The sequence below is a fragment of the Pseudomonas sp. WS 5146 genome (genome assembly GCF_012985495.1).
Taxonomy (GTDB): Bacteria; Pseudomonadota; Gammaproteobacteria; order Pseudomonadales; family Pseudomonadaceae; genus Aquipseudomonas; species Aquipseudomonas edaphica.
Genome location: NZ_JAAQWL010000001.1, coordinates 924,583 through 944,923, shown reverse-complemented (window position 1 = coordinate 944,923; position 20,341 = coordinate 924,583). Strand labels below are relative to the sequence as shown.

Genomic DNA, 20,341 nt, shown 5'->3' with positions numbered 1-20,341 from the left:
AATTAGGGAAATGTCTGACTTCAAATTCAGAAAAATAAACTTTATGTAACTCGTACAGACGAGTTATTGATTTAACTCGTACATACGAGTACTTTTGCCCACGGCGTGCTGCCAATGACTGCCCCCAAATAAAAAAACCAAAGTGGAAACCAAGCATGAGCCACGACTATTCCAATATTGCCCGCGAGATTCTCGAGAACCTCGGGGGCAGCGACAACCTTGAGCAAGCCGCCCACTGCGTGACCCGCCTGCGCCTGGCGCTCAAGGACCCGAGCCTGGTCAACAGCAGCGCGTTGAACCAGGTCGATCTGGTCAAGGGCTCGTTCTTCACCGGCGGCCTGTTCCAAGTGGTGATCGGCCCCGGCGAAGTGGAAAAGGTCTATGCCGCCCTGCGTGAGCAGACGGGTCTTGCGGCTTCGACCATCGCTGACGTCAAGCAGAAGGGCGCCGACAAGACCAACGCCATGCAGCGTCTGGTGCGTGTGTTCTCCGACGTGTTCATGCCGATCCTGCCCGCGCTGATCATCGCCGGCCTGCTGATGGGCGTGAACAACCTGATGGGCGCCAAGGGCATGTTCATTGAGGGCCAGACGCTGCTGGAGGCGTATCCGAACCTGGATGGCCTGTGGAGCCTGATCAACCTTATGGCCAACACCTCGTTTGTGTTCCTGCCGGCGCTGGTGGGCTGGTCGGCGGCCAAGCGCTTCGGCGGCAGCGAAATCCTCGGCATCGTGCTCGGCCTGATGCTGGTGCACCCGGACTTGCTCAACGCCTGGAACTACGGCAAGGCGGTGGCCGGGCTCGATGGTCAGAGCCTGCCGTACTTCGATATTTTCGGTTGGTTCAAGATTGAGAAGGTGGGTTATCAGGGCCAGATCCTGCCGATCCTGATGGCGGCCTATGTGATGAGCGTGATTGAAAAGTGGCTGCGGGCACGCGTGCCAAACGCCATCCAACTGCTCGTGGTGCCGATCACCACCATCGTCGTCACCGGCGTGCTGGCGCTGGCCATCATCGGCCCGGTGACCCGTCACCTCGGCATCCTGATTACCGAAGGCGTGGTCACCCTGTTTGACCTGGCGCCGATGGTTGGCGGGGCGATTTTCGGCCTGTTGTACGCGCCGCTGGTGATCACCGGCATGCACCACATGTTCCTCGCCGTGGACCTGCAACTTATCTCCACCCAGGGCGGCACCTTTATCTGGCCGATGATCGTGATGTCCAACCTGGCCCAGGGCAGCGCCGCACTGGGCGTGTTCTACATGACCCGCAACGCGCGGGACAAAAGCATGGCCTCGACCTCGGCGATTTCCGCTTACTTCGGTATCACGGAACCGGCGATGTTCGGCGTGAACCTGCGCTTCAAATTTCCGTTCTATGCCGCACTGCTCGGCTCGGCGCTGGGCAGCATTTTCCTGTCGCTGAACAAGGTGACGGCCTCGGCCATCGGCGTGGGTGGCTTGCCTGGGTTTATTTCGATCATTCCGCAGTTCATCCCCAGTTTTGTGATCGGGATGGTCATCGCCATGGTCGTGCCGTTTGTTCTGACCTGTGCGTTGAGCATGAAGATTGTGCGGCCGGGGTATCGCGTCGCTTGATCGATCGCTATCGCAGGCAAGCCAGCTCCCACATTTGAATGTGTTCACACATCAAAGTGGGAGCCGGGCTCGCCCGCGATGAGGCCCTCAAAGCCAGCACACAACTCAATTGAAGGAACCCACCATGCAAGACTGGCAAGACTCGGTGATCTACCAGATCTACCCCAAAAGCTTCCACAGCCACGCGGGTAACGCCACCGGTGACCTGCTGGGCATCGTGGACAAACTCGATTACCTCAAGTGGCTGGGCGTGGATTGCCTGTGGATCACCCCGTTCCTGCGCTCGCCGCAACGCGACAACGGCTACGACATCAGCGACTACTACGCCATCGACCCCAGCTACGGGACCATGGCCGACTGCGACCTGCTGATCAGCGAAGCGGCCAAGCGCGGCATCAAGCTGATGCTCGACATTGTGGTCAACCACACCTCCATCGAGCATGAGTGGTTCCAGCAGGCGCGCAGCAGCCTCGACAACCCGTACCGCGACTTCTACATCTGGCGTGACCAGCCGAACAACTGGCAATCCAAGTTCGGCGGCTCGGCCTGGGAATACGAGGCGCAAACCGGCCAGTACTTCCTGCACCTGTTCGACCATACCCAGGCCGACCTCAATTGGGACAACCCCAACGTGCGCGCCGAGGTGTACCAGTTGATGCGCTTCTGGCGTGACAAAGGCGTGGGTGGCTTCCGCCTGGACGTGATCAACCTGATCTCCAAGCCTGCCGATTTCCCCGAAGACAACACCGATGGCCGCCGCTTCTACACCGACGGCCCGAACGTGCATGAGTACCTGCAGGAAATGCACCGTGAAGTCTTCGAAGGGCACGACCTGATCAACGTCGGCGAGATGTCGTCCACCAGCCTTGAGCACTGCATTCGTTATTCGAATCCGGCGTCCAAAGAGCTGTCGATGACCTTCAACTTTCATCACTTGAAAGTCGATTACCCGAACCTGCAAAAGTGGGTGAAGGCCGACTTCGACTTCCTGCAGCTCAAGCAGATTTTTTCCGACTGGCAACTGGGCATGCAGGCCGGTGGCGGCTGGAACGCGCTGTTCTGGTGTAACCACGATCAGCCGCGAGTGGTCTCGCGTTTTGGTAACGACGGCGAGTACCGCGTGGTCTCGGCCAAGATGCTCGCCACTGCACTGCATTTTCTCCAGGGCACGCCGTATGTGTACCAGGGCGAAGAGCTGGGCATGACCAACCCGGGTTTCGACAAGATTGAGCAGTACCGCGATGTCGAGACCCTGAACATCTTCCGCCTAAAGCGTGATGCCGGTGAGTCCGAGGCGTCGAGCATGGCGGCGATCATGCAGAAGTCGCGCGACAACAGCCGCACGCCAATGCAATGGAACACCCAGGCCAATGCCGGTTTCAGCAGCGGTGAACCGTGGATCGGCATCCCGGCCAACGCGGCGCAGATCAACGTCGAAAGCCAGCTGGATGACCCCGATTCGGTGCTGCATCACTACCGCGCGCTGATTGCGTTGCGTCGTCACGAGCCGCTGATCCAGGAGGGCGTTTATCGCCAACTGCTGCAAGACCACCTCCAGGTCTGGGCGTATCTGCGCGAAGGCGATGGCGAGCGCTTGTTGGTACTCAACAACTTCTACGGCACACCCTGCGAAATCCAACTGCCGGAAGGCGTCATCAGTGCGGCGAACGAGCAACGCCTGCTGATCAGCAATTACCCCGACTGCCCGTTGCGTTCGAGCACGGTGGTGTTGCGCCCGTATGAATCGTTTGTGCTGCACCTCAAGGACTGAGACCCGCTGCATCCCCCGTATGGGAGTGCGGGGGCGCTTCACCAAAAAACATAATAAAAATATCGGAGTGCTTCATGAAAACAACAATAAAGCTGGGCCTCATTGCTTCATGTCTTACCGCACCTTTTGCCGTTCAAGCCCTGGAGTTTGCCGGCTACTTGCGCAGCGGCGCGGGGACTTCAACAGGCAGTGGCAAGCAACAGTGTTTCCAACTGCCGGGGGCGCAATCCAAATACCGCCTGGGCAACGAATGCGAGCAGTACGCCGAACTCGAGTTGCGCCAGGACCTGTTGACCCTCGACGACGGCTCGGTGCTGAGCGTCGATGCCATGGCATCGCTGTACAACAAATACGACCGAGCCCTGAAGTTCCAGGGTGAGGACAACGGCTCGGCGCGCATGCCGCAGATGTACGCGCAGTGGTCCAACCTGCCCAGCCTCAATGGTGGCTCGGTGTGGGCGGGACGCCGTTACTACAAGCGTAATGACATCCATATCTCCGACTTCTACTACTGGAACCAGAGCGCCACGGGCGGCGGTGTCGAGGACGTCAAAATCGGCGACCTCAAATACAGCTACGCGCTGTCGCGCAAGGACAACCTCTACCAGAAAGAATACGCCACCCGTCACGACTTCAACGTGGCAGGCTTCAAGACCAACCCCGGCGGTGAGCTGGAGTTTGGCTTGAGCTATATAGAAAAAGCCGGCGGGCGTGAGGCCAACAGCGGTTGGGCGATCACCGCGCAGCATGTGCAAAAACCGTTTCTTGGCGGCAAGAACAAATTCGCCTTGCAGTACGGCGAAGGCCCCGGCACGGGTTTGGGATATACCGGCGATACCGCCTTGGACAAGAGCAGCAAAAGCTACCGCGCCGTGGAGTTTTTCGACTGGCAGGTGACGCCGCGTTTCGGCGGGCAGGTCGAGGCGGTGTATCAAAAGGACATTCGCCCGGGCAGCCAGGACCAGACCTGGATGTCCATCGGTGTGCGCCCGGCGTATGCCATCAGCGAACAGTTCAAACTGGTCACCGAGCTTGGGCATGATCAAGTCGAGGCCGCCGGCGGTACGCGCAAGCTGAGCAAATTCACCTTCGCCCCGACCTGGTCGCCCAACGGCCCGGATTTCTGGGCACGGCCGGAAGTGCGGTTGTACTACACCTATGCAACCTGGAACGAAGCGGCCAAGCGCGCGGCGAACGAACTGGCGGCGGGCTCGGCGTTGTCCGACACCGGCGCCTACGGCACGGCGCGGCATGGCTCGAATGTGGGTGTGCAAGTCGAATATTGGTGGAAATAGCTCGGTTTTAAGTGAACGCTTTTTAGGTGGGAGCTGGCTTGCCTGCGATAGCAACCCCTCGGTCTTACTGAGACACCGAGTCGCCGGCATCGCAGGCAAGCCAGCTCCCACAGTGGATCGTCGTTCGCCCTATGATTTTTACAGAACAAAACAGCAGGTGAAGTCATGACCACAACTCAACCCCTGGAACTGCTGGCGCCCTTGTCCGGGGTGCTGCTGGCGCTGGACCAGGTGCCTGACCCGGTGTTCGCCAGCCGCATGATCGGCGACGGCCTGTGCATCGATCCCACCTCGCAGACCCTGTGCGCGCCGTTGGCCGGGGTGATCAGCAATATCCAGGACACCGGGCATGCGGTCAGCGTCACCGGCGACAACGGCGTGCAGGTGCTGATGCATATTGGCCTGGACACGGTGCACCTGGCTGGCAAGGGCTTCACCCGTCTGGTCGAGGAAGGCCAGCGGGTCGAGGTCGGGCAGCCGTTGATCGAGTTTGATGCCGACTACGTGGCGCTCAATGCGCGCAGTTTGCTGACCTTGATGCTGGTGGTCAGCGGCGAGCCGTTTGTGTGGCTGGCATCGGGCAGTGGCGCGGTGGAGGTGGGCCAGCCGTTGTTGCACGTCTCACCCGGCCAGGCCGCTGAAACCGTGGGCGAGGAGGAAGGCGATGCACTGTTCTCCAAACCGCTGACGCTGCCCAATGCCAACGGTTTGCACGCACGCCCGGCCGCCGTACTGGCGCAAACGGCCAAAGGTTTCAACGCCAGCATTTACCTGCACAAGCAAACCCAGAGCGCCAACGCCAAGTCATTGGTGGCGATCATGGCGCTGCAAACCGTGCAGGGCGATACCTTGCAAGTGAGTGCGGCGGGAGAGGATGCCGATGCGGCCATCAAGGCATTGGTAACCCTGCTGGCGCAAGGTTGCGGGGAGGCAGTCGAAGAGTCTGTTGCGCCTGTTGAAACGCAGTCACCCGAGTCATCGGCGACCTTGTTGCGCGGCGTGTGTGCTTCGCCCGGCTCCGCGTTTGGCCAGGTGTTTCAAGTGGCGGAACCCGAGTTGCACATCGAGGAACAGGGCGCGGGTGAATCTGTTGAACACGCTGCGCTGAGCCGCGCCTTACTGGTAGCCACCGAAGCGCTGCAAGTGTTGCAAGACAAAGCGGTTGGCAGCGCCCAGGCGGAAATCTTCCGCGCCCATCAGGAACTGCTTGAAGACCCGACCCTGTTGGAGCAAGCCCATCGCCTGCTCACCGAAGGCAAGAGTGCTGCCTTTGCCTGGAACAGCGCCACGGCCGCAACCGCCAAGCTATTTCTCGGCCTGGGCAGTGCGTTGCTGGCTGAGCGCGCAGCGGATTTGGCCGATGTTGGCCAGCGTGTGCTGAAGTTGATCCTCGGTATTGAGGACAGCGCCTGGGTGTTGCCGGATCGTGCGATCGTGATTGCCGAGCAACTGACCCCCTCGCAAACCGCTGGCCTCGATACGCGCAAAGTGTTGGGGTTCGTCACCGTCGGCGGCGGCGCCACCAGCCATGTGGCGATCCTGGCGCGTGCCCTTGGTTTGCCGTCGTTGTGCGGCGTTCCGGCACAGGCACTGGCGCTGGCCAACGGCAAGCAGGTGCTGCTCGATGCCGACAAAGGCGAGCTGCACCTGGAGCCTGACCTGGCCGCTGTCGAGCAACTGGCCGCTACCCGCAAGCAACACATACTGAGACGTGAGCGTGAGGTGGCGCAGGCCGCCTTGCCCGGTATCACGCGCGATGGTCATCATGTCGAGATCACGGCCAATGTCGCCTCGTTGCAGGAGGTCGAGCAATCCCTGGCCTTGGGCGGTGAAGGCGTTGGCCTGTTGCGTTCGGAGTTTCTCTACCTGGACCGCAATCGCGCGCCCAGCCCCGAGGAGCAAGCCGGCACCTACAGCGCCATCGCCCGAGCTCTGGGCAGCGAACGCAATCTGGTGGTGCGCACTTTGGATGTGGGCGGCGATAAACCTTTGGCCTATGTGCCGATGGAGCGCGAGACCAACCCGTTCCTCGGCCTGCGTGGTATTCGCCTGTGCCTGGAACGCCCTGAATTGCTGCGCGAGCAGTTCCGCGCGATCCTGGCGAGTGCCGGATTTGCGCGGCTGCATATCATGCTACCGATGGTCAGCCTGCTGTCGGAGCTGCATCTGGCGCGCAAGATCCTTGAAGAGGAAGCGCTGGCGCTGAGCCTGACCGAGCTGCCAAAGCTGGGCATCATGATCGAGGTGCCGTCTGCGGCCTTGATGGCAGATGTCTTCGCGCCGCATGTGGATTTCTTCTCCATCGGCACCAATGACCTCACCCAATACACCCTGGCCATGGACCGCGACCACCCGCGCCTGGCAAGCCAGGCCGACAGCTTCCATCCGTCGGTATTGCGCCTGATTGCCACCACGGTCAAGGCCGCCCACGCCCATGGCAAGTGGGTCGGCGTGTGCGGCGCGTTGGCGTCTGAAGCACTGGCGGTGCCGGTGTTGATCGGGCTGGGGGTGGATGAACTGTCGGTCAGCGTACCGCTGATCCCGACCATCAAGGCCACCGTGCGCGAGCTGGACATGGCCGACTGCCAGATCATCGCCCGCCAGGTGCTTGGCCTGGAAGAAGCCGCCCAAGTACGCGAGGCCCTGCGCCTGTACCACGCGGCCACTGTTGAAACCTCACCTGTCGTGGAGCACTGAGCATGTTCGAGAAATTACAGCGCGCATTCTGGAAGGCCCTCACCCCGGACTTGATTGCCGAAACCGTGGTGGCGCCTGCGCAGGGTCTGTTGTCGACCGAGGTACTGAGCGCATTGGGCGGTGTGGATAACCTCAAGTCGCAACAGCGCGTGGCACTGACGCGGGTGCGGGTGCAGTTGCAGGATGCAGGGCGGCTGGATGCGCAGGCGCTGAAGGCGGCGGGTGTTGCGGGTGTGATGGTGTTAACGGGCGGGGTCGTGCATCTGCTCACTGGCCTATAAAACGACGAGGATCAACTGTGGGAGCCGGGCTTGCCCGCGATAGCGGTGTGTCAGGAAACGAATATGTTGACTGGCTAGCCGCCATCGCGGGCAAGCCCGGCTCCCACAGGGTTATGGGTCGTTTGGGAGATTGGGTTTACAACTGCGGGTTATCTTCCGGCGGCTTGGTCTTGTCGATACCCGGCACGTGCAAGTTGCCTTCCACCACTTGGTTGCCTTCCAACTGCGGCTGGGTCACCCAGGTGAGAATGTCGTAATACCGGCGGATGTTCGCGACAAAATGCACCGGCTCGCCACCGCGGGCATAACCGTAGCGGGTCTTGCTGTACCACTGCTTCTGCGACAGGCGCGGCAGCATCTTCTTCACGTCCAGCCACTTGTTCGGGTTCAGGCCGTCTTTCTTGGCCAGCGTGCGCGCATCTTCCAGGTGGCCGGTGCCGACGTTATAGGCGGCGAGGGCGAACCAGGTGCGGTCCGGCTCGGCAATGCTGTCGTCCAACTCATCCTTGATCTTGGCCAGGTACTTGGCACCGCCCATGATGCTTTGCTTGGCGTCCAGGCGGTTGGACACGCCCATGGCCTGGGCGGTGTTCTGGGTCAGCATCATCAGGCCGCGCACGCCGGTCTTGGAGGTGACGGCCGGTTGCCACAGCGATTCCTGATAGCCGATGGCCGCCAGTAGGCGCCAGTCGACCTTTTCTTCCTTGGCGTAGGCGCGAAAGTGTTTCTCGTACTTGGGCAGGCGTTGCTGCAAATGCTGGGCGAAGGTGTAGGCGCCGACATAGCCGAGTACATCGACATGCCCGTAGTAACGGTCTTTCAGTCGCTGCAGGGTGCCGTTTTTCTCAACCTTGTCCAGGTAGCTGTTGATCTCGTTGAGCAGGCTATTGTCTTCCCCCGGCGCCACGGCCCAGCTCTGGTTGCTGGCATTGCCGAGGTCGAAGGCCACGCGCACGTTGGGGAAGTACACCTGGTTCATCGCCACTTCGTTGGAGTCCACCAGGGTCAGGTCGATCTGGCCCTCGTCCACCATGCGCAGCAGGTCCACCACCTCCACGGCGTCGGACTCTTCGTATTCAATCGCTGGGTTCTGCTTTTTAAGTGCCGCCAATTGCTCGGCGTGGGTGCTGCCTTTGAGCACCATGATCTTCTTGCCCACCAGGTCTGCCGGGCCGGTGGGGCGCGACTGGCCGTTGCGGTAGATGATCTGCGGCGTGACTTCCAGGTACGGATGGGAGAAACGCACCTGTTGCGCGCGCTGCTCGCTGCTGACCAGGCCGGCGGCCGCAAGAACCGGACCGTTGGGTTTGCCCAGCTGGCCGAACAGGTCATCGAGATTATCCGCGGTCTCGATCTCCAGCTTCACGCCCAGGTCATCGGCAAAGCGCTTGACCAGTTCGTACTCGAAACCGGTTTCACCGTTGCGGTCCTGGAAATACGTGGCCGGGCTGTTCCGGGTAATCACCCGCAATACGCCATCCTCCTTGATTCGCTCGAGCGTGCTGGGCTTATCAACACAGGCGCTGAGCATCAGGAAGAGTCCGGTTGCGATCAGCCATTTGGCGCATCGCGGGCGTAAAGCAGTAGGGGAGAACATCTGCGCAGTATACGCAAACGGCCCTCGGCGCCATATCTCGACAGCAGCGGACTTGTCTGCTAGCACCCGCAAAACCGGGCTGCAGCCCGCAGAAACGTGGGTTGGCGAGGGTTTGTGACGGTTAAAATAACTGCGCGCCAACCCCAGGATTTCGCCCCGAAAGCGTGCAATCGCTGCCAACTGACGTTCGGCAGCGGCCAGCCGTGCCGTTTCGAGTGCCGTTGGCGCAGGTTTACGCTAGAATGCACGGCCTCAAAGCACACCCCCTTCCCGAGGCTGTCCCGAAGATGTTGATCCTGCGCGGCGCTCCTGCCCTTTCTGCCTTTCGCCACAGCAAACTCCTTGAGCAACTGAGCCAAAAGGTTCCAGCTGTTACAGGCTTGTATGCTGAATTTGCTCACTTCGCCGACGTAACCGGCGTCTTGACCGCCGACGAACAGCAAGTGCTCGCACGCCTTCTGAAGTACGGCCCCAGCGTTCCCGTTCAAGAGCCGACCGGCCGCTTGTTCCTGGTTCTGCCGCGGTTCGGCACCATCTCGCCCTGGTCGAGCAAGGCCAGCGACATCGCCCGTAACTGCGGCCTGTCGAGCATCCAGCGCCTTGAGCGTGGCATCGCCTTCTACGTGGCTGGCCAGTTCAGCGACGCTGAAGCCGAGCTGATCGCCAGCAGCCTGCACGACCGCATGACCCAGATCATCGTCAGCCAGCTGGAACAGGCTGCCGGCCTGTTCAGCCACGCCGAGCCCAAGCCGCTCACCGCGATTGACGTGCTCGGCGGTGGCCGCGCCGCCCTCGAGAAGGCCAACACCGAACTGGGCCTGGCGCTCGCCGAAGACGAGATCGACTACCTGGTCGACGCCTTCAACGGCTTGAAGCGCAACCCGCACGACATCGAGCTGATGATGTTTGCGCAGGCCAACTCCGAGCACTGCCGTCACAAGATCTTCAACGCCAGTTGGGACATTGACGGCGAAAGCCAGGAAAAAAGCCTGTTCGGCATGATCAAGAACACCTACGTGATGCACAGCGAAGGCGTTCTGTCGGCTTATAAGGACAACGCTTCGGTGATCGTCGGCTCCGTCGCCGGCCGTTTCTTCCCGGACCCTGAAACCCGCCAGTACGGCGCGGTGCAGGAGCCGGTGCACATCCTGATGAAGGTTGAAACCCACAACCACCCGACCGCGATTGCCCCGTTCCCGGGCGCAGCGACAGGTTCGGGCGGCGAAATCCGTGACGAAGGCGCCACCGGCCGTGGCGCCAAGCCAAAGGCTGGCCTTACCGGTTTCACCGTGTCCAACCTGCAGATCCCGGGCTTCGAACAGCCGTGGGAAGTGCCGTACGGCAAGCCTGAGCGCATCGTCACCGCACTCGACATCATGATCGAAGGCCCGCTGGGCGGCGCCGCGTTCAACAACGAGTTCGGGCGCCCGGCGCTGACCGGTTACTTCCGTACCTTCGAACAGTCCATCACCACCCCGCGTGGCGATGAAGTGCGCGGTTACCACAAGCCGATCATGTTGGCCGGCGGCATGGGCAACATCCGTGAAGAACACGTCAAGAAGGGCGAGATCCTGGTCGGCTCCAAGCTGATCGTGCTCGGCGGCCCGGCGATGCTGATCGGCCTGGGCGGCGGTGCAGCCTCCTCCATGGACACCGGCACCAGCTCGGCAGACCTGGACTTTGCTTCCGTACAGCGCGAAAACCCGGAAATGGAACGCCGCTGCCAGGAAGTCATCGACCGTTGCTGGCAGTTGGGTGACAAGAACCCGATCAGCTTCATCCACGACGTCGGCGCCGGTGGTTTGTCCAACGCCTTCCCGGAACTGGTCAACGATGGCGACCGTGGTGGCCGTTTCGAACTGCGCAACATTCCAAACGACGAGCCGGGCATGGCCCCGCACGAAATCTGGAGTAACGAATCCCAGGAACGCTACGTACTGGCCGTTGGCCCTGAAGACTTCGCGCGCTTCCAGGCCATCTGCGAACGTGAGCGTTGCCCGTTTGCCGTGGTCGGCGAAGCCACTGCCGAACCACAGCTGACGGTCACCGACAGCCACTTCGGCAACAGCCCGGTCGACATGCCGCTGGAAGTACTGCTGGGCAAAGCCCCGCGCATGCACCGCTCCGCCGTGCGTGAAACCGAGCTGGGCGATGACTTCGACCCAAGCACGCTGGAACTGGCCGACAGCATCGAACGCGTGCTGCACCACCCGGCCGTGGCGAGCAAAAGCTTCCTGATCACCATTGGCGACCGCACCATCACCGGCCTGGTTGCCCGTGACCAAATGGTTGGCCCATGGCAAGTGCCGGTGGCCGACGTTGCCGTCACCGCCACCAGCTTTGACGTGTACACCGGTGAAGCCATGGCCATGGGCGAGCGCACGCCGCTGGCCCTGCTGGACGCCCCGGCGTCGGGCCGTATGGCGATTGGTGAAACCCTCACCAACATCGCCGCTTCGCGCATTGGCAAGCTGTCCGACATCAAACTGTCGGCCAACTGGATGTCCGCTGCCGGTCACCCGGGTGAAGATGCGCGCCTGTACGACACCGTCAAGGCTGTCGGCATGGAGCTGTGCCCGGAACTGGGTATCACCATTCCGGTGGGCAAGGACTCCATGTCCATGGCCACCCGTTGGAACGAAGACGGCACCGACAAGAGCGTGACCTCGCCGCTGTCGCTGATCGTGACCGGTTTTGCACCGGTCACCGACATCCGCCAGACCCTGACCCCGCAACTGCGCATGGACAAGGGCACCACCGATCTGATCCTGATCGACCTGGGCCGTGGCCAGAACCGCATGGGCGCCTCGATCCTCGCGCAAACCCACGGCAAGCTCGGCAAGCACGCGCCGGACGTGGATGACGCCGAAGACCTCAAAGCCTTCTTCGCCGTGATCCAGGGCCTGAACGCCGACGGCCACCTGCTGGCTTACCACGACCGTTCCGACGGCGGTTTGCTGACCAGCGTTGTCGAAATGGCATTTGCCGGTCACTGCGGCCTGAACATTGTGCTCGACAGCGTTGCCGAGGATGCTGCCGAAATCAACGGCATCCTGTTCAATGAAGAGTTGGGCGCCGTGATCCAGGTTCGCCAGGACGCCACTCCGGACGTACTCGCACAATTCAGCGCCGCTGGCCTGGACGACTGTGTGGCGGTGATCGGTCAACCGATCAATAACGGTGAAATCAATATCTCCTTCAATGGCGATACCGTGTTTGCCGGCCAGCGCCGCTTGCTGCAACGCCAGTGGGCCGAGACCAGCTACCAGATCCAACGCCTGCGTGATAACGCCGACTGCGCCGAGCAGGAATTCGACGTGATCCTGGAAGAAGACAACCCGGGCCTGAGCACCAAGCTCAGCTTCGACGTCAACCAGGACATCGCCGCGCCTTACATCAAGAAAGGCATTCGCCCACAAGTTGCCGTACTGCGAGAGCAGGGCGTCAACGGCCAGGTGGAAATGGCGGCCGCGTTCGACCGCGCCGGCTTTAATGCGATCGACGTGCACATGAGCGACATCCTCGCCGGTCGCGTTGACCTCAACGAGTTCAAAGGCCTGGTCGCTTGCGGTGGTTTCTCCTACGGTGACGTGTTGGGTGCCGGTGAAGGCTGGGCCAAATCGGCCCTGTTCAACAGCCGTGCGCGCGATGCGTTCCAGGGCTTCTTCGAGCGTAACGACAGCTTCACCCTGGGTGTGTGCAACGGTTGCCAGATGATGTCCAACCTGCACGAGTTGATCCCGGGCAGCGAGTTCTGGCCGCACTTTGTGCGTAACCGTTCCGAGCAGTTCGAAGCCCGTGTCGCCATGGTGCAGGTGCAGGAATCCAACTCGATCTTCCTGCAAGGCATGGCCGGTTCGCGCATGCCAATCGCCATCGCCCACGGTGAAGGCCACGCTGAATTCTCCAGCGAAGAAGCCCTGCTCGAAGCCGACCTGTCCGGTTGTGTGGCGATGCGTTTCGTCGACAACCACGGCAAGGTCACAGAGAGCTACCCGGCCAACCCGAACGGCTCGCCGCGCGGGATCACCGGCCTTACCAGCCGCGACGGTCGCGTGACCATCATGATGCCGCACCCGGAGCGTGTGTTCCGCGCCGTGCAAAACTCGTGGCGCCCTGAAGAGTGGAACGAAGACGGCGCGTGGATGCGCATGTTCCGCAACGCTCGCGTGTGGGTGAACTAAGGCAATGTACAAGCTTGCCTTCTTTGTGCCCGCCAGCCATGTGGAGACGGTGAAAACCGCCGTCTTCGCAGCCGGCGGCGGGCGCATCGGCAACTACGACAGCTGTGCCTGGCAAGTGCTGGGCCAGGGCCAATTCCGCGCGATGGACGGCAGCCAGCCGTTTATCGGGCAAGTGGGCCAGGTTGAAGTGGTTGAGGAATGGAAGGTTGAGCTGGTGGTGGCGGATGAGTTGATCGTGGCGGTTGTAGCCGCGTTGAAACTCAGCCATCCCTATGAGACACCGGCGTATGAGGTGTGGCAGTTGGCGGATTTTTGATTCGCAGATTGCAGAAACAAGAAACCCGCTGGGCCAGTTTGGTCAGCGGGTTTTTTGTTGGTTGTAAGGGCCAATCGCAGGCAAGCCAGCTCCCACATTGATCGTTCCCACGCTCCGCGTGGGAATGCATCCTGTGACGCTCCGCGTCACCCTTGTGCAGGGCGACGGCCTGGACGCGGAGCGTCCGGGGCGGCATTCCCACGCAGAGCGTGGGAACGATCGGTCAGGCGTTGATTGGTCGGGTAACCAGCCGCTCCAGTGCCTCGCCCAATCCAGTGGCCTTGTCACCAATCAACAAATGCCAAACCCCGCTGTCCAGCTGGCTCACACCCTGGCAACCCAGCGCAGTCAGGTCCGCTTCAGACAGCACCGAATCATCCCCCAGTTCCACCCGCAATCGGGTCATCGCCACCGCTTCCAGCTGGCGCACATTCGTGCGGCCGCCTAAAGCATTCAGCCACTTCTCGGCCTCTTGCACATTCACCGCGACCGGTTTATCCACAGGCTGGGCGGCCACCGGCGCACTGGCAACAAACGACGGCATCGCCAGGCGGATCTCATCCGCAATGCTGTCGGCCATCGGCCCTACGACCACCTGCAAACTCCCGCCGTTACCCGGCCGAACCACAGCCATGGCGCCCAGTGCTTTCAACTGCGCATCCACCGCCTTGTTACGATCCACCATGTCCAGGCGCAGACGAGTCGTGCACGCGCCGACACTCAGCAAATTCTCTGCACCGCCGAGTGCACTGATGTAGGCACTGGCCCGCTGGTTATCGGTCATCACCTCAGCCTGCACCACCTGGATGTCTTCACGCCCCGGTGTCTTCAGGTTGAACCGACGAATGCAATAGTTGAACACGCTGTAGTAGATCACCGCGTAAGCCAACCCGACCGGGAATACCAGCCAGCCGTTGGTGGACTTGCCCCAACCGAGCACCATGTCGATAAAGCCACCGGAGAAGGTAAAACCGAGGTGGATATTCAGCATATTGGTCACGGCCATCGACAGGCCGGTGAGCACCGCGTGGATCAGGTACAAAAATGGCGCAAGGAACATGAATGCGAACTCGATCGGCTCGGTCACGCCGGTGAGGAACGAGGTCAGCGCCATCGACAGGAAAATCCCGCCCATGACCTTGCGGCGTTCCGGCAGTGCATTGCGGTACATCGCCAAACACGCGGCGGGCAGGCCGAACAGCATCACCGGGAACATGCCGGTCATGAACTGGCCGCCTTTCGGGTCGCCGGCAAAATACCGGGTCAGGTCGCCGGTGACGATGGCGCCGGTGGTTGGGTCGGTAAAGCTGCCAAACACAAACCACGCCATGTTGTTGAGGATATGGTGCAAGCCGGTGACGATCAGCAGGCGGTTGAACACGCCAAACACGAATGCGCCAAAGCTGCCGCTTTCCATCAGCAGCACGCCGAAACTGTTGATGCCGTGCTGGATCGGCGGCCAGATCAGGCCGAAGATCACGCCCAGAGCGACCGCCGAAAACCCGGTGACAATCGGCACAAACCGTCGCCCACCAAAGAAGGCCAGGTACTCCGGCAGCTTGATGTCCTTGAAGCGGTTATACAGCCCACCGGCCATCAAGCCGCTGGCGATACCGGCGAGCATGCCCATGTTGATGGTGGTGTCCATCACCTTGAGCGTGGAAATCATCACCAGGTAACCAATCGCCCCGGCCAAACCCGCCGTGCCGTTATTGTCGCGGGCAAAACCGACGGCAATACCGATGGCGAAGATCAGCGCCAGGTTGGCGAAGATTGCTTGCCCGGCATCGTGCATCACCGCGATGTTCAAAAGGTCGGTGTCGCCCAGACGCAGCAAGAGGCCGGCGATCGGCAGAATCGCGATCGGCAGCATCAGTGCGCGGCCGAGGCGTTGCAGGCCTTCGATGAAATGTTGGTACATGGCGTGTCTCCCTATTCTTGTTGTTTTCAGCTCAGCGGCCAGTGGTGTTGACAGGCTTGGCGAACGGCCTTGGCGCTGCTCAGGTCGAGCAGGCCTTGGCTCAATTGCCGGCATTGCGCCGCGTCCAGGTGGCGAACGCGGTCCTTGATTTCTCCGATTTGCGGCGGGCTGACCGACAGTTCACTCACACCCAGGCCAACCAGCACCGGCGTGGCCAGCGGGTCGGACGCCAGGGCACCGCACACACCCACCCAACGCCCATGCTTGGCGGCACCGGCGCAGGTTTGCGCGATCAAGCGCAGCAGCGCCGGGTGCAAGGCATCCACCCGTGCGGCGAGGCCCGCGTGGTCGCGGTCCATGGCCAGGGTGTACTGGGACAGGTCATTGGTGCCGATGGATAAAAAGTCCGCGTGTTTGGCGAGTTGCTCAGCCATCAGCGCGGCGGCGGGCACTTCGATCATCACGCCCAGTTCCGGACGCTGGGTCAGCTCCAGCTCCGCGCAGAGTTCATCCAGGCGCTGGCGGATCTGCAGCAGTTCATCCACCTCGCTGACCATCGGCAGCAGGATGCGGCAACGCGCCAGCGGAGACACTTGCAGCAGGGCGCGCAGTTGTTGGTCGAGCACGTCCGGGCGTACTTGCGCCAGGCGAATGCCGCGCAAGCCCAGCACCGGGTTGGCCTCAACCGGCAACGGCAGGTAATCGAGCTGTTTGTCGCCGCCCACGTCGATGGTGCGAATGATCACCGACTTGTCACCCATGGCATCCAGCACGGCCTGGTAGGCCTGGCGTTGCTCTTGCTCATCCGGCGCGGTGCGGCGGTCGACAAACAGGAATTCGGTGCGCAGCAAACCCACACCATCGGCGCCGTTCTCAAACGCCACTTTAGCCTCGGCACTGGAGGCAACATTCGCCGCCACTTCAATGCTCACGCCATCGCGGGTTTGCGCCGCTTGTTGGGCTTGGGCCTGTTGTTGCTGACGGCGCAGTTTCTGCGCATCGCGAATCTGTTGCACTTCGGCGTGGCGCGCCTCGCTGGGTGCCAGTTCCAGGCGACCGTTGGCCGCGTCCAGCACCACGCGTTGGCCTTGGGGCACGTCGAGCACTTCGGCGCCCAGCGCGACCACGCACGGCAAGCCTTTGCCTCGGGCCAAAATCGCGACGTGAGACGTAGCGCCGCCTTCGGCCATGCAGATACCCACGGCGTTTTGTGCGCTCAGTTGCAGCAGGTCGGAGGGGGTCAGTTCATGGGCGCTGACAATCGCGCCGGCCGGCAATTCGAAGTGCCAGACTTCCCCCAACAGCGCACGCAGTACTCGCTGTTGCAGATCGCGCAGGTCGTTGGCGCGCTCGGCAAACAGCGGTTTACCCAGGGCCAGCAACACCGCGCATTGCGCCTGGATCGCATCGCGCCAGGCGTGGGTAGCGGCGCTGCCTTGCTCGATGGCACGGGTGGCGGCATCCAGCAGCGTGGGGTCTTCCAACAGCGCAAGGTGGGCGGCGAAGATGTCTTCTTCTTCGACGTTCTTGCGTTGGCGTGCCTGTGCCAGGGTGCTGCGGATTTCTCCGCGCACGTGCTCCAGCGCGGTGTCCAGGCGTTGCAGTTGTTCGTCGGCGATGTGGTTGCCCGTGTCTTGCGGCAGTTCGATACCGGTGAGGCGAAACAGCGGCCCGCAGACCAGGCCGGGCGCGGCGCACACGCCTTGCAACACACCGGCTTCGGTGTTCGCCCGACGCGGTGTCACGACTACCGGCGCGTGGTGTTCTTCACTCACAGCAACCGACAGTGCGGCCACCAGCGCCTGCAACGCCGCCTCACAATCCTTGCCGCGACAGGTGATGCGCACTTCATCACCTTCACCAATGCCCAACCCCATCAAGCCAATCAGGCTATCGCACGGCGCCGACTTACCGGCGAAGTGCAACTCTGCATGGCTGCTGAAACCTTGCGCGGTCTTACGCACCAGCGCGGCGGGGCGTGCATGCAAACCGCCACGGTGGGTAATGCGCACGCTGGCGCGCACTTCGGTGACAGAGTTATCCACAGCCGCCTGCAACGGCGCTACCGAACGCGCGGCAATGTGCAGCAACGGCTCACCCACCTTGACGGTTTTTCCTGCAACCGGCCGTAGCTCAAAACCCTCGCCATTAGTCAGGATAATCAGGCTGACCAGGCTTTTGCACTGGCGCGCAATGCGATCCAGATCAAACTGCACCAGTGCCTGGCCCTGGCTCACCCGTGCGCCTTCCTTCACCAGCAGGGCAAAGCCTTCGCCGTTCAATTCCACGGTGTCGATGCCCACATGCATCAACACTTCGGCGCCGTTGTCGGCACGAATCGTCAGTGCGTGCCCGGTGCGGGCGACGTGGATGATCACGCCATCACAGGGGGCGTGCAGGCAATCGTTCAGTGGGTCGATGGCAATACCGTCGCCCATGGCGCCACTGGCGAACACTTCATCGGGAACGTTGCCCAGGCTCAGCACCGGGCCACTGAGTGGGGCGCTTAGGGTCAATTCATTATTGTTGTAGGACATGGGCACGGTACTCATCAGGAAAACGCGACTCAGTGAGTGCGGGTAACTTTGCTCAGGTGGCGCGGCTGGTCCGGGTCCATGCCGCGGGCCTCCGCCAGGCCTGCGGCCATCACGTAGAAGCTTTGGATCGCCAGGATCGGGTCCAGGCTCGGGTGTTCGGCGCGGCTCAGGGTCAGGTCGCGCTCGCTGATATCGTCCGGCGCGGCCAGCAAGACGCGGGCGCCGCGTTGACGCATATCGGCGGCCAGGCTCAACAGCCCGGCTTGCTCGGCGCCGCGTGGGGCGAACACCAGCAGTGGGTAGTTTTCATCGATCAAGGCCATCGGCCCGTGGCGCACTTCGGCGCTGCTGAAGGCTTCGGCCTGGATTGCCGAGGTTTCCTTGAGCTTGAGCGCGGCTTCCTGGGCGATGGCAAAACCGGCGCCACGGCCAATTACAATCAGGCGTTGGCTGCTGCGCAGGGCTTCGATGGCGGGCGTCCAGTCCTGGGTGGCGGCTTCGCGCAAGCCGTCGGGCAAGGCCTGGCAGGCTTGCAGCAGCAACAGGTCCTGGTTCCAGTGGCCGATCAACTGCGCGCTGGCGCTTAAAGTGGCGATAAAGCTTTTGGTCGCTGCGACACTCTGCTCCGGCCCGGCACACAGTGGCACATGGAATTCACACGCGGCTTCCAGTGGTGAGTCTTCGGCGTTGACCATCGAAATGCTCAAGACCCCGCGTTTGCGCAGCAGGCGCAGGCTGTTGACCAAATCCGGGCTTTGCCCCGACTGGGAGAAACCGAACGCCACTTGGCCGCTGACCTTTAACGGCGCTTGCAGCAAGGTCACCACCGACATTGGCAACGACGCCACCGGAATACCCACATGCTGCATGGCCAGGTAGGCGAAGTAGCTGGCGGCATGGTCTGAACTGCCACGGGCGATGGTCATCGCCACTTGCGGCGGCTGGCGGCGCAGGCGCCCGGCCACTTCCTCCAGTATCGGGTTGAGGCGCTGCAGTTGGGCCTCCACGGCGTCACAGGAGGCCAGGGCCTCTTCAAGCATTTTTGAAGTCAATGGTTTCTCCTTCGACCATTACGTCGGTGAGTGTCAGGGAGCGGTCCATGCGCACGCAGTCGGCAAAGCTGCCCGGTTGCAGGCGCCCGCGTTCTTCCAGGCCCAAATAGTCCGCAGGAAATTGCGACAGGCGTTGTGAGGCTTCGCTGATCGGCAGGCCGATTTTCACCAGGTTGCGCAGTGCCTGGTCCATGGTCAGGGTGCTGCCGGCCAAGGTGCCGTCGGCCAGGCGCACGCCGCCCAGGCATTTGGTGACGGTGTGGCTGCCCAGCTTGTATTCGCCGTCGGGCATGCCGGCGGCGGCGGTGGAATCGGTGACGCAGTACAGGCACGGGATTGAGCGCAGCGCCACGCGCATGGCGCCGGGGTGTACATGCAGCAAATCCGGGATCAATTCGGCGTACTTGGCGTGGGCCAACGCGGCGCCGACGATGCCGGGTTCGCGGTGATGCAGCGGGCTCATGGCGTTATACAAATGCGTGAAGCTGGTGGCGCCGGCGGCGAGGGCAGCGACGCCTTCTTCGTAGCTGCCCAGGGTGTGGCCGATTTGCATGCGCACGCCGCGTTCGCTGAGGGCTCGGATCAAGGCATCGTGGCCGGCGATTTCCGGGGCAATGGTGATCACCCGGATCGGCGCCAGGCGCAGGTAGGCTTCGACTTCGGCCATCAATGCGGTGTGGGCAAAGTTGGGCTGCGCGCCGAGTTTTCCCGGATTGATGTAGGGGCCTTCCAGGTGTACGCCGAGAACCCGTGCGCTGCCTGTAGGACGCTGCTCGCAGAACGTGCCGAGTTCGCCGAGCACGCGGGAAATTTCATCCACCGGTGCGGTCATGGTGGTAGCCAGCAGCGAGGTCGTACCAAAGCGCACGTGGGTGCGGGTGATGGTCTCGAAGGCGTCGGTGCCTTCCATGATGTCTTTGCCGCCACCGCCGTGAACGTGCAGGTCAATAAAGCCTGGCAGCAGGTAGGGCAGGTCATTGTCGTTCGGGTCGCACGGCGTGCCGTCGATGGCGACCACCTTGCCGTGTTCGTGCACCAGGCGGCCGCGAATCCAGCCGCCGGGCGTGAGGATGTTGTCTTCGGACATGGGCA

12 protein-coding genes are annotated in these 20,341 nt (G+C 62.0%); 7 read left to right on the top strand and 5 right to left on the bottom strand.

Annotated elements, in window-relative coordinates:
• Positions 1–155: 155 nt before the first annotated feature.
• From treP to HBO41_RS04265, 5 genes are all read left to right on the top strand, one after another.
• Positions 156–1,598, top strand: a complete 1,443-nt coding sequence (treP, locus tag HBO41_RS04285; RefSeq protein WP_017139698.1) for a PTS system trehalose-specific EIIBC component — start codon at positions 156–158, stop codon at positions 1,596–1,598.
• A gap of 124 nt (positions 1,599–1,722) precedes the next feature.
• Positions 1,723–3,369, top strand: a complete 1,647-nt coding sequence (gene treC, locus HBO41_RS04280) for an alpha,alpha-phosphotrehalase (protein WP_138450317.1) — start codon at positions 1,723–1,725, stop codon at positions 3,367–3,369.
• A 74-nt stretch (positions 3,370–3,443) separates the two neighbouring features.
• Positions 3,444–4,664 (top strand): carbohydrate porin, encoded by a 1,221-nt coding sequence (locus HBO41_RS04275; RefSeq protein ID WP_169985223.1) that lies wholly within the window; start codon positions 3,444–3,446, stop codon positions 4,662–4,664.
• A 165-nt stretch (positions 4,665–4,829) separates the two neighbouring features.
• Positions 4,830–7,361, top strand: a complete 2,532-nt coding sequence (gene ptsP / locus HBO41_RS04270) for a phosphoenolpyruvate--protein phosphotransferase (RefSeq protein ID WP_169985221.1) — start codon at positions 4,830–4,832, stop codon at positions 7,359–7,361.
• A 2-nt stretch (positions 7,362–7,363) separates the two neighbouring features.
• Positions 7,364–7,642: a PTS transporter subunit EIIB gene (locus tag HBO41_RS04265; RefSeq protein WP_017139702.1), complete on the top strand. Its 279-nt coding sequence runs from the start codon at positions 7,364–7,366 to the stop codon at positions 7,640–7,642.
• Positions 7,643–7,778: 136 nt separating this feature from the next.
• Here HBO41_RS04265 and mltF read toward each other — a convergent pair whose 3' ends face one another.
• On the bottom strand, positions 7,779–9,239 hold the full coding sequence (mltF, locus tag HBO41_RS04260; protein ID WP_017139703.1) for a membrane-bound lytic murein transglycosylase MltF: 1,461 nt from the start codon (positions 9,237–9,239) through the stop codon (positions 7,779–7,781).
• A 287-nt stretch (positions 9,240–9,526) separates the two neighbouring features.
• Here mltF and purL point away from each other — a divergent pair, with 287 nt between their 5' ends.
• Both purL and HBO41_RS04250 read left to right on the top strand, forming a co-directional pair.
• The gene (gene purL, locus HBO41_RS04255; RefSeq protein ID WP_169985219.1) at positions 9,527–13,423 is read left to right on the top strand and encodes a phosphoribosylformylglycinamidine synthase; all 3,897 of its coding nucleotides are present in this window, start codon (positions 9,527–9,529) and stop codon (positions 13,421–13,423) included.
• A 4-nt stretch (positions 13,424–13,427) separates the two neighbouring features.
• The gene (locus tag HBO41_RS04250; protein ID WP_169985217.1) at positions 13,428–13,739 is read left to right on the top strand and encodes an NGG1p interacting factor NIF3; all 312 of its coding nucleotides are present in this window, start codon (positions 13,428–13,430) and stop codon (positions 13,737–13,739) included.
• 223 nt (positions 13,740–13,962) lie between these two features.
• Here HBO41_RS04250 and nagE read toward each other — a convergent pair whose 3' ends face one another.
• The 4 genes from nagE to nagA are packed head-to-tail and all read right to left on the bottom strand — an operon-like array spanning position 13,963 to position 20,336.
• Complete coding sequence (nagE, locus tag HBO41_RS04245; protein ID WP_017139709.1) at positions 13,963–15,660, bottom strand: N-acetylglucosamine-specific PTS transporter subunit IIBC; 1,698 nt, start codon at positions 15,658–15,660, stop codon at positions 13,963–13,965.
• Positions 15,661–15,686: 26 nt separating this feature from the next.
• On the bottom strand, positions 15,687–18,197 hold the full coding sequence (ptsP, locus tag HBO41_RS04240; RefSeq protein ID WP_169985215.1) for a phosphoenolpyruvate--protein phosphotransferase: 2,511 nt from the start codon (positions 18,195–18,197) through the stop codon (positions 15,687–15,689).
• A 29-nt stretch (positions 18,198–18,226) separates the two neighbouring features.
• Positions 18,227–19,237 carry an SIS domain-containing protein gene (locus tag HBO41_RS04235; RefSeq protein WP_407073956.1) on the bottom strand — a complete coding sequence of 337 codons (1,011 nt, stop codon included), beginning with the start codon at positions 19,235–19,237 and terminating at the stop codon, positions 18,227–18,229.
• On the bottom strand, positions 19,230–20,336 hold the full coding sequence (nagA, locus tag HBO41_RS04230; RefSeq protein ID WP_138449460.1) for an N-acetylglucosamine-6-phosphate deacetylase: 1,107 nt from the start codon (positions 20,334–20,336) through the stop codon (positions 19,230–19,232). The genes HBO41_RS04235 and nagA overlap by 8 nt, the downstream gene beginning before the upstream one ends.
• Between the last annotated feature and the right edge of the window lie 5 nt (positions 20,337–20,341).